Source organism: Nocardia heshunensis (assembly GCF_054782115.1).
The window spans coordinates 159,682-173,756 of sequence record NZ_BAAGTC010000029.1; the positions used below are offsets into that span (position 1 = coordinate 159,682).

Genomic DNA, 14,075 nt, shown 5'->3' on the forward strand with positions numbered 1-14,075 from the left:
TCAACCCCTATAGTCGGCGACAGCGCGTCCAGTCGGCGACGGTGCGTCCAGCGAGTGGGGTAGGGCCTTGATCCATCGTCGAAACGTGTTGCGCGGCGGCATGATTCTGGTCGCGACCGGAGCGGCCGCGGCCTGCTCCTCCGGACCGCGGGTCACCGTGGACAACGCGGCCTCCGGCAGCGTCTCCTGGGAACACAAGGTCGAGGGCAGCGTGCGCGGGGTGCGCTACGGCGACGACCGCACCGGCACGGTCGCGGTCGAATCCGACACCGGGGTGACGGGACTGAAGGCCGAGAACGGGCAGCAGGCGTGGCAGTTGCCGATCGCCACGTCGGGAATCGGCCGCGGATCCTGCTTCTGGAACGGCGCATTCGTGGTCTGCGGAACGGAACCCGGTGCGCCCGTGCAGCGCGCGCTGGCGCTGGACGCGGTGACGGGGGAGCGGAAGTGGTCCTTCGACGCCCTGGAGGGCGTCGCCCTGGAAGGGGCGTTCGGGGTACGGGATCAGGTGCTGTACCTGACCGCCTCCGGCCCCGACAAGGGCACGCGGGAAGTGTGGGCCGTCGACATGCGGACCAAGAGCGTGAAGTGGCAGGTGCCCGGCGACGCCGACGGCCTCACCGTGCCCGACACCGATTCGCTGCTCTACGCCCGCGGCTCCGGCGGCGATCTCACCGCCCTCGATCTCGGCACGGGCGCGACCGTCTGGTCGCACACCGGCGACTCCGGCAATGCTCCCGGATCCGCCCTGGTCGATGGGGCCGTGCTGACCGTCGACGGCGCACACAGCATTTCCGGCCTGGACCCGAAAACCGGTGCGGCCCTCTGGAACACCACCGTCTCGGCCTATCCGGCCGACGCCGTCTTCGGTTCCGGCGACACCTACTACCTCTACGACGGCGCGAAACTGCACGCCATGCGCCCCGGCGGCGACGCCGCCCCGCTGTGGACCCTCACCGTGGCCGACGCCAACGCGGCCGCCAAGGTGGCCGGATACGCCGTACCGGGCGCCTGCTACCTCCTGGCCGCAGGCAACCTGCGCGCCATCCACCCGCAAACCAGCCGGATCCGCTGGATGCACACCATCCCGGACAAGGACGGCGCAGCCGTGCAGTTCTCGGTCGGCCCCGCCCACTGCTACGTCGAATCCGAGGACAGCACAGCCCTGGTCGCAGTCATGCGCTGACCGTCTCAGCGCCGGATCTGCCGCGCCAGATCCTCACCCAGTAGTACGAAGACGTCGGTGGTGGCGGTGATGAGTTCGTCGCGGGTCAGGGGGAGGTCGCCTTCCAGCCAGGCGCTGAGGGTTTGGACCAGGCCGCCGACGAGATAGGTTGCGCGGAAGCCGATTACGGGGTTCGGGTCGGCCTCGGTGAGACCGTAGAAGTCGATGCCTTCGGCGGCAACGAGATTCGCGAACGCCTTGATGGTGTGGGTGGTGCGGGTGCGCAATTCGGGGGTCGAGGTGCTGACCAGCAGTGCTACCCGGGCCTTGCGGGGGTCGTCGGTGAGGACGCCGATGCCCGCGGTGATGGCGGCGTGCGCCTTGGCGCGCGGGTCGTCGGGGGCGGTGTGCACGCCGGCCAGCAGGGCGGCGGCCAACTCCTCGGCGATGGCGTCGAAGAGGGCCGAGAGGACGGCGTCGCGGCCGTCGAAGTTCTCGTAGTAGTAGCGCTCGTTGAGGCCCGCGCCCGAGCACAGGGCGGAGACGGTGAGCTTGTCGATGCCCTGGGTGCCGAGGATGTCGAGGGCGGTGTCGAGCAGGGCGGTGCGGCGTTGGGTGCGGCGCTCGTCCGCGGAGATACCACCGTAGGTCCGTTGGCCGGTCACGAACCGATTCTGGCACGGCGGCGATTCTGGCAGTAGATCTTGCCAGAATACGAGATCTGGGGGACTCTGTTTCCAGATGCGGTGCTGCGCATCACAGTATGAGGAGGCAACGGTGCCTGCACGTGCGGCTCAGAGCGGTTATTTCTCCGACGATTCCATGATCAGACGCGTCATGCGCAGGCGCGCGGTCGGTCTGACCTACGGCCAGCGGGCGCTGGTGATCGGTGCGGTCCATCCCTTGCTCTACGTCGGCACTGCCGAGAACACCCAGCATCGGACCACCCCCTACACCCGGCTCGCGCTGACCGGCCGCCTGTTCGAGGCGGTCTCGCTGGGCACCCGCGAGGAAGCCGATCGCGCACGGGCTTTCACCCGCAAGCGGCACGCCCCCGTCGAGGGCGCACTGCCCGAGAGCGCGGGCACGGCCAACCCGGCGGGCACCCACTACTCCGCCAACGACCCACACCTGATGTTCATGACCATGGCCTTCACCTTCGACTCCGCCGAGGTCATGCACGATCTGCTGGTCCGCCGCCTGACCCCGACCGAACGCGAGGGTCTCTACCAGGACTACGTGCGCTGGGGTGAACTCTTCGGCATGCCGCGCACCGCCGCGCCCTACACCTACCGCGAATTCCGCGACTACTTCGACGGCTACCTGGCCTCCGACGAGCCCTTCCTCACCGAGGAGGCCAAGCTGGTCGGCTCGTACCTCATGGGCCAGCGCATCGCCCACCCCCTCCCGATGCCCGTGCAGCAGGCCATGTCCGGCTTCAACCTGCTGGTCCAGGGCAGCCTGCCGCGCCGCATCCGCGACATGTACGACCTGCGCTGGGGCCTGCGCGAGGAAGCCTCCTACCGCGCCCTCTCCCGCGCCATCCGCACCGCCCACGTCTCCCCGCCCCTGGTCGGCAACCCCTTCGCGACTCCCATGACCGGCCCCAGCTACCCCCTCTACAAGCTGGTCACCCGCCGCGAACAACAGCTCGTCGGCTCCGGCCGCACCAGCATGCCGGGGGTCGATCCGCGTAACTGGGTGGCCAGAAATACGGCCTAGCCGACATGCGAAGATCGGGGTATGTCGAGTCCTGAAGCGACTGCTGAGCGTAAGCAGCGGGTACTGTCCGGAATCCAGCCCACCAGCGATTCCTTCCACCTCGGCAACTACCTTGGCGCGCTGCAGTATTGGGTGCGGTTGCAGGACGAGTTCGACGCCTTCTACTTCATTCCGGACCTGCACGCCATCACGGTGGCCCAGGACCCCAAGGAACTGCGCAAGCGGACCAAGATCTCGGCCGCGCAGCTGCTCGCGCTGGGCGTCGACCCCAAGAAGTCGACGCTGTTCGTGCAGTCGCAAGTCCCCGAGCACGCCGAGCTGGCCTGGGTGCTGAACTGCATCACCGGCTTCGGCGAGGCCGGGCGGATGACCCAGTTCAAGGACAAGTCGGTCAAGCAGGGCGCGGACAACGCGACCGTCGGCCTGTTCACCTACCCGGTGCTGATGGCCGCCGACATCCTGCTCTACCGCGCCCAGCTGGTGCCGGTCGGCGAGGATCAGCGCCAGCACCTGGAGCTGACCCGAAACCTGGCGCAGCGCTTCAACACTCGCTACAAGAAGACCTTCGTGGTGCCCGAGCCGCACATCGTGACCGGCACCGCCAAGATCTACGACCTGCAGGATCCGACCGCGAAGATGAGCAAGTCGGCGACCACCGCCGCGGGCCTGCTCAACCTGCTCGACGATCCCAAGGTCTCGGCCAAGAAGATCCGCTCCGCGGTCACCGACACCGAGCGCGAGATCCGCTACGACCCGGAGACCAAGGCGGGCATCAGCAATCTGCTGGTCATCCTCAGCGCGCTCACCGACACCCCGATCGTCAAGCTCGAACAGGATTACGCCGGTAAGGGATACGGTGACCTCAAGTCGGACACGGCGGACGCACTCGTGGAGTTCGTGACACCGTTGCGGACGAAGGTGGAAGAATACATGTCTGACCAGGGCGAACTGGACCGTATCCTGGCCACCGGCGCGGAGCGGGCACGGGAGGTCGCCGGGCGGACTCTCGCGCAGGTGTACGACCGGGTGGGCTTCCTGGCCCGCTGACTCCGGCCGTCCGCCGCGCACGGTGGCGGAGGTGGGCGGTGTTCGGGAAGGTTGTCGAGAACGTCAAGGCGTGGATCGAACGGCAGATCCAGCGGCGACCCTGGCTGGATCACGTGGTCCGCGCGGGCGGGCGCTACCAGCGGCAGCGCGGTGACTACTACGCCGCGGGCATCACGTATTTCACGGTGCTGTCGCTGTTTCCGCTGCTGATGGTGGGTTTCGCGGTGGCGGGGTTCGTGCTGTCGCGGAATCCGCAGCTGCTCACCGATATTCAGAACAAGATCGTGGAGAACATTCCGGGGTCGGCGGGCAGCTCCATCAACGACCTGATCCACAAGGCGGTGTCGTCGCGGGCGGGGGTCGGCAGCATCGGTCTGGCGACCGGTCTGTACGCGGGACTCGGCTGGATTGCCAACCTGCGCGCCGCGCTCACCGAGCAATGGGATCAGCCGTTCAAACCACGGAACTGGTTCGTATCCAAGGGTTCCGACCTGCTGGCCCTGGTCGGACTGTTCGTGGCGTTCAACGTCTCCATCGGGCTGTCGGTGCTGGCCTCCAGCGGGTTGATCAACACGCTGCTGAAACGGCTGCACATCCATGAGGCGAGCTGGGTACAGATCCTGCTCACCATCGCATCCCTGGTGCTGGCCATCCTGGCCAACTGGGCCGTGTTCGTGTGGATCATCGCCCGCATGCCGCGGCACCCGGTCACCTTCCGCAGCGCCGCCAAGGCCGCCCTCATCGCCGCGGTGATCTTCGAGGGGTTCAAGCAACTCGCCTCGGTCATCCTGAAAACGGTCGTCAACGGGCCCGCGGGCGCGGTCTTCGGACCGATCATCGGCCTGATGGTCTTCAGCTACTTCACCGCCCGCATCATCCTGTTCGCCACCGCCTGGGCCGCCACCGCCTCGGAAAACGAGGTGCCCGCCGACATTCCGGCGCCCGCCCCGGCCGTCATCCGGCCGCGCGCGGCGGTCGGCGGACTCTCCACCGCGACGGGCGCGGCGCTGTTCGGCGCGGGAGCCCTTGCCGCGACCGCGCTTTCGATGCTGCGCCGCCGCTGAATCTCACCGACGGCGGCTCAGGCGGCGCGCGGCCAGCAGCAGCACCACGATCAGGATCACGCCGCCGACGATGAGGACCATGCGTAGCGTGTGATTGTCTCCGGTGGTCTGATCGCCCCGCAGGTCACCTCCGGGCACGGCATTGTCGGATGCGGGCGGACTCGCCAGTGCCACCGAGGAATTCGGCGTCTTCGTGTTCTCGTCGGGCATGCTGCCCACATTCGCGCCGCTGGGCAGCGCGAAGCTGTAGTCGAGGAGTTTGGCGGCCTGCTCCCACGGCCGGAACGGGCGCACATCCGCCTTCAACAACGTCACCACATAACGATGGCCATTGCGCTGTGCCGCCGCCACGAAGGTCTGCCGGGCATCGTCGGTGTACCCGGTCTTGCCGCCAATCGCGCCGTCGTACTCGTAGAGCAGATGGTTGTCGTTGGCGATCGGGAAGCCCGGATGATCCTTGTCGTCAGGGTTTTTCGGATCGGCCGGGAAGCCGGGGAAGTCCACCTGCTCGGTGTGGATCAGCTCCGCGAACAGCGGCAGCGTCATGGCGTGGCGGAACAGCAGCGCCAGATCGAAGGCCGAGATGCTCATGCCGGGCCCATCCAGACCCGACGGAGTCGCGGCCCGGGTGTCCAACGCCTGCAACTGTTTCGCCAATGCGTTCATCTTCGCGACGGTGGCCTCGTCCCCGCCCAGCTGGGCCGAGATGGCATGCGCCGCGTCATTTCCCGACGCCATGATCAGGGCCTGGAACAGCTGCTTGTTGGTGTACTGCCCGCCCGCCCCGATACCCACCCGGGTGCCGTCGGCGTTGGCGTCGTCCTGGGTGCCGACCACGGTCTTGTTCAGATCCAGCGCCGGAATCGCCACCGAGGCCAGCAGCACCTTGATGGTGGAGGCGGGCCGGTAGCGGCCGTGCGGATCCTTGGCCGCGATCACCTTGCCGGTATCGAGGTCGGCGACTTCCCAAGCCGTGGCCGAGATGCCCTCGGGCAGCGGTCCCGCGCCCGAGGGCAGGATCACGCCGCAGCCACCCAACTGCTTGCCGCCGACCGGAGAGTCCGGAATCGGCAGCGCCGCCGGAGCCGTCTGCCCGGGTTCGGGTACCTCGGAGGTGTCGATGGGCGCCGGCGGCGACGTCTTGTTCGGGCAGCTGTCGGTATTGGGCGTCGTGAACGGCGTTGTCGTGGTGGAGGGTTGGGCCGTCGCGGGCGCCGGGAGCGGCGCGAAGGCGAACCCGGTCACAGCGGTGAGAACGGCCGCCACCGTCACGGCGGTGCGGTGGGTGGCGCGCGGGTGGCCCATGGCCCGGCGCGAATACCTGCGGATACTCATCGCGCCCGACTTTAACGCCGACCGGTCGCCCGGGCGCGCGATGGTTCACAGGATTGCTGTGCTCGTGTCGCCGCGCAGTCGGGATGCGAGTGAGCCCCCGATCTCGTGGGCTGTGGGATCAGGGGCTCGCCGAAGTGGAAGACGCTGTCGCGCAGGCTAGTTCGCGGTGTGGTTGACCGGGCAGCCGTGGGCGAGCGGGCCGAGCAGCTTGTTGTTGTCGTAGAAGTGCTCGAGCTCGAGGATGCGCAGGTCCTCGGAGACCTTGGCAATGGTGATGCCGGTCATCTCGATGAGCTCGCCGGTGGGCTGGTGGCCCTTGTACTCACCCTCGTAGCGACCCCAGTGCCGCCACTTGAAGGTGACGGACGGCGGACCGGCCAGCACCTCGGTCACCTCCCAGAAGAAGCCGCCCGGGAACGCGGTGTGGAAGATGTGGTGCGAGGACTCGAAGTCCTCACCCTGCACGTCGTAGAAGGGGTTCTCGCCGATCAGGATGTTGTAGGACCCGATGCGGGCGAACTCCTCGGCGTCCTGCCACTGGCCGCCGTTGACCTGGCCGCGGTAGTGCTCGGCCACGACCGAGACCCACTTGGCCGGATCCTTCTTGTGCGAGACCTCCATCTCGAAGACCTTCACGAGCTCTTCGACGATGTGCTCCAAGGAATCCGGGGCGTGCTGGGTGGAGCGCTCGACCGGGATGACTTCCTTGCTCAGGTGGTAGTCGGGGGCACCCTCGCGCCAGTCCTCGGGCGCCGCGGCGGCGATGACGGCGTCCCGGCCCTGCAGATGCAGCGGGGTCTCGGCGACGGATTCGGTTGCTTGATCGGTCATTTCGTGCCTCACCTGTCCAGACCCGTTGGGGGGTCGAAGATCTCAAAACGGACCACGCGACGGTATCAGTACGGCAACTTCATGTCGCGACAAGGATCTGGGACTCCGGTACCAGAAGGCGGAATGGTGACACACCCCATTCGTACTGTCTCGAGTCCATGACAAGACCCGTCCCGAGCCCATGACACGACAAGAATTGACAGTCTCTATGAAATGAGAGACTCTCTCATTATCGAGTAACACTCAAATGATTGGATCTGTCATGGAAGCTCAGGGAGTGCGCCGCTGGCTGGCGCTGGGAGCCCTGGCCGTCGCGATGCTGACCATCGGACTCGACGTCACCGTGCTCACTGTCGCCCTGCCCACCCTCGCGACCGACCTGCATGCCGATACCTCCGCGCTGCAGTGGTTCAGCAGCGCCTACACCCTGGCCCTGGCCGCCTTCATGCTCCCGGCGGGTGCCCTCGGCGACCGCTACGGACGCAAGAAGTTCCTGCTCGCCGCGCTGGTGCTGTTCGGCGTGGCCTCGATAGCCTGCGCCTTCGCCACCTCCTCGGGTGAGCTCATCGCGGCCCGCGTGGTGCTCGGGCTGGCCGCGGCGATCATGATGCCGTTGTCCATGGCCGTGCTGCCGTCCCTCTTCCCGGAAGCCGGTGACCGGCAGCGCGCCATGACCATCTGGGTCACCTCGACCGCCATCGGACTGCCACTCGGCCCGATCGTGGGCGGTTGGCTGCTGCAGCACTACTGGTGGGGTTCGGTCTTCCTGCTCAATGTGCCGCTGGTGATCGTCGGCGCGAGCGCGGTGGCCCTGCTGGTGCCGGAATCCAAGAGCGGCAGCACCTTCGGCATCGACGTGCCGGGTGCGCTGCTGGCGGCAACCGGAATGCTGGGCATCACTTACGGTTTCATCCGCTGCGGCCAGGAGGGCTGGAGTGACGCCGTGGCCTGGACTGCCATCGCGGCGGGTGTGGTGCTGGGCGCGGCCTTCGTGCTCTGGCAGCGCCGCGCCGCGCATCCGCTGGTCGACCTCGGTCTGTTCGGTGAGTCCGGATTCCGTTGGGGCACCGTGTTCCTGGTGCTGGCGAACTTCGCGATGTTCGGCCTCTTCTTCACCATGCCGCAGTACTTCCAGGCCGTGCTCGGCGTGAACACGCTGGGCAGTGGTGTGCGCCTGCTGCCCATGATCGGCGGACTCCTGGTCGGCACCCGGCTGGTCGACAAGGTGCTGCCGAGGTTTGGAATGCGCGTGGCGGTGGTGACCGGCTTCGTGCTGCTCGCCGTGGGCATCGGGCTGGGCGCCGTGATCAGTGTGGACAGCGGCTACGGACTCGCCGCCGGAGCGCTCGTCCTGATCGGCGCCGGAATGGGATTCGTGATGCCCGCGGCCATGAGCGCGGCCATGAACGACCTCGACCCCGCGCGGGCGGGCTCCGGCTCGGCGTTGTTGCAGGCGCTGCGGCAGGCGGGCGGCACCATCGGCGTCGCCCTCCTCGGCACCGTCCTGTCCACCCAATACCGTTCCAGCCTGGGCGAACTGGACCGCTCGCCCATCTCCGACGGGGTGAACGCCGGTGTCGGCGTGGCCCGCAAGCTCGGCGACCCGGTACTGCTGGGCCACGTGCAGTCGGCCTTCGTCGACGGGATGAGCGCCATGCTCTGGGTGTGTGCCGCGATCTGCGTGGTCGCCGCGATCCTGGCGACTTTCGTGATCCGAGGCAAGGAGTCTGGCGAACCTATCGATGTCGATGCGGGACAATCGGTCCATGTCGGCTGAGACTGCCTCCGCACCGCCCCCCGCCCCGGTGAAAACCGCGGCCGGGGGCGGCCTGCGTGAACGAAAGAAGGAACGCACCCGCCGCGCCATCCGCATGGAGGCGTTCCGGCTGTTCCGGGAGCAGGGTTACACCGAGACCACGGTCGAGCAGATCGCCGCGGCCGCCGACATCTCGCCCAGCACCTTCTTCCGCTACTTCCCGTCCAAGGAACAAGTGGCGATGGCCGATGACATGGACCCGTTCATGATCGCGTCCTTCGAATCCCAGCCCGCGGACCTGTCGGTGCTGGCCGCCTTCCGGAAATCCACCACGGAATCGTTCGCCGCCCTCAGCCCCGAAGATCGGGAGTTCGAGCGGCAGCGGGTGGCGCTGTTGTCCACGGTGCCGGAACTGCGTGGCGCGGTCGCGCGGGAACTGGAGCGCAGCAACGAACTGATCGCCGAACTGGTCGCGCGCCGAACCGGCAGATCGCCCGGCGATTTCGAGGTCCGCATCTTCGCGGGGGCGCTGAGCGGCGCCATGCTGAGCTTCATCGACCGCGAGACATTCGAGCCGGAACAGATCATCCGGGTCATCGATTTCCTCGAGGCCGGGATGCCGCTCTAGACCGGCTTCACGCTCACCAGCCGCGTCACCGTGTCATCGGTCATCGTCTCGAAGAACCCGCCCACCACATCCTCTATCTCACTGACGGATTCGGCGCAGTAGAGAATCGGCTGATAGTGGGTGATGTCGTAGGCGATGGTTCCCATGGCGTGAATGTCCAAGGGGCGCAACTCGGCCGCGCGGAACTCCTCGATCTCGCCGAAGGAGGACAGCAATCCGGCACCGTAGCACCGGATCTCGCCGTGCTCGCGCAGCACGCCGAACTCCATCGAGAACCAGAACACGTCGGCCAGGAACTTCAGCGCCCGGGCGGTCTCGAGCCGGGCCACCGCCGCGCCGACCGTCTCGTACACGGCGGCGAAGCGGGGACTGGCCAATTGATTGGCGTGCCCGAGGATTTCGTGGACCGCGTCCGGCTCCGGAGTGTAGAGCGGGGCGGAGTGATGACGAATGTACTGGGTGGAGTGGAAGGTCCGATCCGCGAACGAACCGAAGAAGTCCCGCAGCGGCACCAGTCCGGCGGCGGGCGCGTAGCGGAATCCGGTGAGCGGCACCAGTTTCGCGGACACCTCGTCCAGCTGCGGAATGTGATCCGACGGCAGGGCCAGCCGCTCGGCGGCGTCGATCACCTCCGTGCACGCGTACCGCTCGCGCTTGCGGGCCAATTCGGCGGAGACGATCCGCCAGACCCCCTGCTCCTCGTCGGTGTAGTCGACCCGGGGGACCGGTTCCCCCGGCCGGTACTCGAGGGCCTTCGCGGCGATCGCATTGCGGCGGGCCCGGTAGGCGAGATCGTGCACACCCGGATGCTCGTCGCTCAAGTGCACCGTCACATCGCCGTCGGCACCTTGGGTAACCGGCGAATACAGCTGAGCCTCCGTGAACATACGTCGATGCAAGCACCGGTGTGTGATCTAGACAACAATGGCCCGTCCAGCTAGTCAAAGTGACTAGCTGGACGGGCCATTCGTTCGTCATTCGGGCTGGTCGCGGCCGACGGCGTTTGCAGCCGCCGTCGGCCGATACCGGTTCGGCGGGGTCAGCGCGGGGCGTTGGCCGGGTCCGGGAGGGTCGGGGTGCGGCCCTCGCGGCGGGCCTGCTTGGCCTCCTCGAAGAACTCGCGGCTGAACAGCGCCGACAGCACCGCGATGCCGCCGCGGTGAATGCGGAACTCGCTCTTGGTGCTGGTGCCGACCAGGCGGACCACGCGACCCGACGCATCCTGCGGGCGGGACATGTCCTTCACCTTGCCGCGGCCGGTCCACTCCAGCCCGGACGCATCGATGACCGCGTCCTCGGGGACCAACAGCTTGACCATGGCGTGGTCGAGATTGGCGTTCACCACGATCTCCTGCTCACCCTCGATCCAGGGCGAGCGCAGGTCGATGACGACGCTGCCGTAGCGAGCCTTCACCTCGAAGGAGCTGGCGTGGGTCCAGTCGCCCAGGTGCTTCTCGGTGGCGTGGTCGGTGTGGATCTTGACGGTGTCGGTGGAGACGGTGGCCTTGGTGGTGTCGATGGCGTTCATTGCCTCGTCCTTTCGGAGTGTGGTGCTGGTCGGGTTCGCCTGCTCCTCAATAGTGGCACACAAACTAGTTACTTGGCAACTAGTGCGATGGAACTAGTTTTGGGGCACCTAGTAAGATTGGGGGCATGACAGCATCGACGCAGGCCACCCCGTTCAAGCGCTCGCCCCTGGCGATGGCAGTGCTCGGCATCCTGCACCTGGAACCGATGCACCCCTACGCCATCCAGCGCCGCATCAAGGAGTGGGGCAAGGACAAGGTCGTCAATGTCGGCCAGCGCGCCCAGCTCTACAAGACGATCGCCCGACTGCAAGAGGCCGGTCTCGTCTCGGTCCGCGAGACCGGCCGCGACCAGCAGTACCCCGAACGCACGGTCTACGAGATCACCGACGCGGGCCGCGCCGCCTGCCTCACCTGGATCAACGAGATGATCAGCACCCCGCGCAACGAATTCCCGGAATTCCCTGCGGCCCTGTCGTTTCTGATGCTGCTGGGCCCCGACGACGCCCGCGTCGAACTCGACAAGCGAGCCACGGCCCTGCGCGCCACCCTCGCCGAGATCGAATCCGGCATGGAGCAGGCCCAGCAGTACGGCCTGCCCCGCATCACCATGCTCGAGGACGAATTCCAGCGTGCGGTCACCGCCGCCGAACTCCGTTGGCTGGAAGGCGTTCTCGAGGACCTGGCGGCCGGTCGCCTCACCTGGTCCTGGGAATTGCTGGCCCAGTTCCAGAACTCGACCACCGCGTCCTGAGTACTCGTCAGGTGGCGGCGGGGCAGTGCAGATCCGCCTGCGGCGGAGTCAGATCCACGAGGTAGCGAGTCACCGGATCGTCCACGCAGGCAATGCCTTCACCGAACGCGCCGTGCTGCAGGCCCTCGTAGGTCACCATGACCGCACCCAGATCGTGGGCCAGATTGACGCCACCCGCGTACGGCGTCGCCGGATCGCCGGTCGTCCCCACCACCACGACCTTCGGCAGGCCGGTCACTTCGGGTGTGTGCGGCTTGCTGCGCACGGGTACCGGCCAGAACGCGCAGATCGGCAGTGGCGCTTGATCGGTGCCGTGCCCGTCGTCGAGAAACGGTGCGGCGGCGCGTATCCGGCGATCCTGATCGGCGGCCTCGGCCCGGTCGGTGATCCGCTCGTCCTCGGTGCACAACACGGCCTGCTGCAGGTCGCGGTTGACGAAACCGGGCGAGTTCGCGACGTCCGCGAGCCGCAGCAGGGTGTCGCCGCGCCCCTGGGTCAGCTCCGTCAGTCCCTTGGTGATGCCCGGCCAGGTCTGCGAGCTGTAGAGCGCGAGGTCCACCGCCGACTGCGCGTCCCCGAATCCGAGCAGGCGATCTCCGGCCGGAACCTGATGGTCGATGAGCGGATTCACCAGGGCGCGGAAGCGCTGCGTGGCTCGAGCCGGATCGGTGCCGAGCGGGCAGTCCGCGGCCTTGGCGCAGTCGGCGGCGTAGGCGTCGAAGTTGTGCTGGAACCCGGCCAGCATGGTCGGCGGGTCGACCATGTACTGCGCCGGATCCACGCCGCCGTCGAGCACCATCGCCCGGATCCGCTGCGGATACAGCTCGGCGATGGTCGAACCCAGCCGGCTGCCGTACGAACCGCCGAAATACGTCAGCTTCGCATCGCCCAATGCCGCCCGGATGACATCGAAATCCCGTGCCACTTCGACGGTTCCGACATGTTCGAGCAGGTCCTGACCGCTGCGCTGCACGCACTTCGCGGCAATGTCGCTGTGCTTGCGCTCGGTGGCCTGGATGCCCGCCGGGGAGTGATCGATCTCGAGATCGTTGCGCGCGGCCTGGAATTCGTCCTCGGTCCGGCACACCACCCGGGGTGTGGACGCACCCAGCCCGCGCACATCCACGCCGATCACATCGAGATGCTGTGGCACAGCCGTTTTCGCCAACATGAGTGGCAGCGTCAGACCCACCCCGCCCGGCCCGCCCGGATTGGTGAGCAGCGCCGCGGCCCGCTGACCGGTCGCGGGCAGTCGAGAGATGGCGACCTTGATGGTCTTCCCATCCAGTTTGTCGTAATCGAGCGGCACCGTGATCCGCGCACACTGCATTCCGGCGTCGGCGAGCGCCTGGTCCCTGTCCGAAAAACCTTGGCAGGAGCCCCATTCCACGGTCTGCGTGTAGAACCGGTCCAATCCCGCCCGCGCGGTCTCCCCGGAGCTTCCGCACCCGGTTGCCGCCGCCAGCACAATCGCCACCGCCGACCCCACGAACCACCTGCGCCGGTTGACCATTGCTTACCCCCTCGAACGACTTCGGTGCCCATTCAACAGGAATGGGCACCGATTCGCGTTACCGGGCAGCTCCGGTCAGAAGAAGCCGTCGTCGTTGTTGTTACCGCCACCGTCGTAGTAGTCGCCGCCACCGGCGAAGTCGTTGCGTTCGGCGTTCTCGTACCCGCGCTCGTAGGCGCGCTCCTCGTCGCGGTTGTCGTCGTCGGCCATCATCTCGCCGATCAGCATGCCGCCCACCAGGCCGGCCGCACCCGCGCCGACCACCGCGCCGGTGGAGTGTCCCTGCCGCGGCGGCGGGGGAGCGTAACCCGGCTGCGGTGCATACCCGGGCTGGGGCGGGTATCCCGGCTGCGGCGCGTAGCCGGGCTGGGGCGGATAACCGGGCTGCGGGTAGCCCGCGGGCGGGTATCCCGGCTGCGGGGCATAGCCCGGCTGGGGCGGATAACCCTGCTGCACAGGCTGATAGAACGGGGGCTGCGTGGTCTGGAGGCGTTGCGCACAGAATTGGCAGACCTCGACGGTACGGGCCACACCCCACTGCGGCTGCCAGGACATTTGCATGCTGGCCGGGCCGTGGGCCGGGTCGAAGAAGCAGATCACAGGAACATTCCTCTACGTGCGCGCCCGGCCGGGGCCGAGCTTGTTGCTATCCGAACTGGAAACGCGGGGACCGCACCGTCGAGTTCCCCGATTACCCATGGTTATACGAAAGCCGCCCGCATCTGAACGATGCG

The 14,075-nt window shown here is 67.4% G+C and carries 14 protein-coding genes; 7 read left to right on the forward strand and 7 right to left on the reverse strand.

What is annotated here, in order from left to right:
* Positions 1-67 precede the first annotated feature (67 nt).
* Positions 68-1,186, forward strand: coding sequence for an outer membrane protein assembly factor BamB family protein (locus ACYVN4_RS43190; protein WP_460729752.1), 1,119 nt, complete (start codon positions 68-70; stop codon positions 1,184-1,186).
* 5 nt (positions 1,187-1,191) lie between these two features.
* Here ACYVN4_RS43190 and ACYVN4_RS43195 read toward each other — a convergent pair whose 3' ends face one another.
* The gene (locus ACYVN4_RS43195) at positions 1,192-1,830 is read right to left on the reverse strand and encodes a TetR/AcrR family transcriptional regulator (RefSeq protein ID WP_460729754.1); all 639 of its coding nucleotides are present in this window, start codon (positions 1,828-1,830) and stop codon (positions 1,192-1,194) included.
* A 112-nt stretch (positions 1,831-1,942) separates the two neighbouring features.
* Between ACYVN4_RS43195 and ACYVN4_RS43200 the strand changes: the two genes are divergently transcribed.
* Genes ACYVN4_RS43200 through yhjD form a run of 3 tightly spaced genes read left to right on the forward strand, consistent with a single transcriptional unit; the run spans position 1,943 to position 4,998 of the window.
* On the forward strand, positions 1,943-2,887 hold the full coding sequence (locus tag ACYVN4_RS43200) for an oxygenase MpaB family protein (RefSeq protein ID WP_460729756.1): 945 nt from the start codon (positions 1,943-1,945) through the stop codon (positions 2,885-2,887).
* Between the two features lie 21 nt (positions 2,888-2,908).
* Positions 2,909-3,934 carry a tryptophan--tRNA ligase gene (gene trpS / locus ACYVN4_RS43205; RefSeq protein ID WP_460729758.1) on the forward strand — a complete coding sequence of 342 codons (1,026 nt, stop codon included), beginning with the start codon at positions 2,909-2,911 and terminating at the stop codon, positions 3,932-3,934.
* 38 nt (positions 3,935-3,972) lie between these two features.
* Positions 3,973-4,998: an inner membrane protein YhjD gene (gene yhjD, locus ACYVN4_RS43210; RefSeq protein WP_460729760.1), complete on the forward strand. Its 1,026-nt coding sequence runs from the start codon at positions 3,973-3,975 to the stop codon at positions 4,996-4,998.
* A gap of 3 nt (positions 4,999-5,001) precedes the next feature.
* On the opposite strand, the gene ACYVN4_RS43215 is transcribed toward yhjD, so the two are convergent.
* Complete coding sequence (locus ACYVN4_RS43215) at positions 5,002-6,333, reverse strand: D-alanyl-D-alanine carboxypeptidase family protein (RefSeq protein ID WP_460729762.1); 1,332 nt, start codon at positions 6,331-6,333, stop codon at positions 5,002-5,004.
* Positions 6,334-6,489: 156 nt separating this feature from the next.
* Entirely contained in the window at positions 6,490-7,164 is a 675-nt protein-coding gene (locus tag ACYVN4_RS43220) for a SnoaL-like polyketide cyclase (protein ID WP_460729764.1), read from the reverse strand.
* Positions 7,165-7,426: 262 nt separating this feature from the next.
* On the opposite strand from ACYVN4_RS43220, the gene ACYVN4_RS43225 reads away from it, so the two are divergent.
* Positions 7,427-8,941, forward strand: coding sequence for an MFS transporter (locus ACYVN4_RS43225; RefSeq protein ID WP_460729766.1), 1,515 nt, complete (start codon positions 7,427-7,429; stop codon positions 8,939-8,941).
* On the forward strand, positions 8,931-9,548 hold the full coding sequence (locus ACYVN4_RS43230) for an acyl-CoA-like ligand-binding transcription factor (RefSeq protein ID WP_460729768.1): 618 nt from the start codon (positions 8,931-8,933) through the stop codon (positions 9,546-9,548). The genes ACYVN4_RS43225 and ACYVN4_RS43230 overlap by 11 nt, the downstream gene beginning before the upstream one ends.
* Here ACYVN4_RS43230 and ACYVN4_RS43235 read toward each other — a convergent pair.
* Positions 9,545-10,435, reverse strand: coding sequence for a phenylalanine 4-monooxygenase (locus ACYVN4_RS43235; protein WP_460729770.1), 891 nt, complete (start codon positions 10,433-10,435; stop codon positions 9,545-9,547). The genes ACYVN4_RS43230 and ACYVN4_RS43235 overlap by 4 nt on opposite strands.
* Positions 10,436-10,587: 152 nt before the next feature.
* The gene (locus ACYVN4_RS43240; RefSeq protein WP_460729772.1) at positions 10,588-11,076 is read right to left on the reverse strand and encodes a hypothetical protein; all 489 of its coding nucleotides are present in this window, start codon (positions 11,074-11,076) and stop codon (positions 10,588-10,590) included.
* 125 nt (positions 11,077-11,201) lie between these two features.
* Between ACYVN4_RS43240 and ACYVN4_RS43245 the strand changes: the two genes are divergently transcribed.
* Entirely contained in the window at positions 11,202-11,828 is a 627-nt protein-coding gene (locus ACYVN4_RS43245) for a PadR family transcriptional regulator (protein WP_460729774.1), read from the forward strand.
* Positions 11,829-11,835: 7 nt separating this feature from the next.
* On the opposite strand, the gene ACYVN4_RS43250 is transcribed toward ACYVN4_RS43245, so the two are convergent.
* The gene (locus ACYVN4_RS43250) at positions 11,836-13,341 is read right to left on the reverse strand and encodes an alpha/beta hydrolase (protein ID WP_460729776.1); all 1,506 of its coding nucleotides are present in this window, start codon (positions 13,339-13,341) and stop codon (positions 11,836-11,838) included.
* 75 nt (positions 13,342-13,416) lie between these two features.
* Positions 13,417-13,941: a hypothetical protein gene (locus ACYVN4_RS43255; RefSeq protein WP_460729778.1), complete on the reverse strand. Its 525-nt coding sequence runs from the start codon at positions 13,939-13,941 to the stop codon at positions 13,417-13,419.
* Positions 13,942-14,075 lie beyond the last annotated feature (134 nt).

What these genes read in the sequence shown, in the direction of transcription:
- ACYVN4_RS43240 (WP_460729772.1), bottom strand. Translation starts at nt 11,076, where the DNA reads ATGAACGCCATCGACACCACCAAGGCCACCGTCTCCACCGACACCGTC.
- ACYVN4_RS43215 (WP_460729762.1), bottom strand. Translation starts at nt 6,333, where the DNA reads ATGAGTATCCGCAGGTATTCGCGCCGGGCCATGGGCCACCCGCGCGCC.
- ACYVN4_RS43235 (WP_460729770.1), bottom strand. Translation starts at nt 10,435, where the DNA reads ATGTTCACGGAGGCTCAGCTGTATTCGCCGGTTACCCAAGGTGCCGAC.
- ACYVN4_RS43245 (WP_460729774.1), top strand. Translation starts at nt 11,202, where the DNA reads ATGACAGCATCGACGCAGGCCACCCCGTTCAAGCGCTCGCCCCTGGCG.
- ACYVN4_RS43220 (WP_460729764.1), bottom strand. Translation starts at nt 7,164, where the DNA reads ATGACCGATCAAGCAACCGAATCCGTCGCCGAGACCCCGCTGCATCTG.
- ACYVN4_RS43230 (WP_460729768.1), top strand. Translation starts at nt 8,931, where the DNA reads ATGTCGGCTGAGACTGCCTCCGCACCGCCCCCCGCCCCGGTGAAAACC.
- ACYVN4_RS43250 (WP_460729776.1), bottom strand. Translation starts at nt 13,341, where the DNA reads ATGGTCAACCGGCGCAGGTGGTTCGTGGGGTCGGCGGTGGCGATTGTG.
- ACYVN4_RS43225 (WP_460729766.1), top strand. Translation starts at nt 7,427, where the DNA reads ATGGAAGCTCAGGGAGTGCGCCGCTGGCTGGCGCTGGGAGCCCTGGCC.
- trpS (WP_460729758.1), top strand. Translation starts at nt 2,909, where the DNA reads ATGTCGAGTCCTGAAGCGACTGCTGAGCGTAAGCAGCGGGTACTGTCC.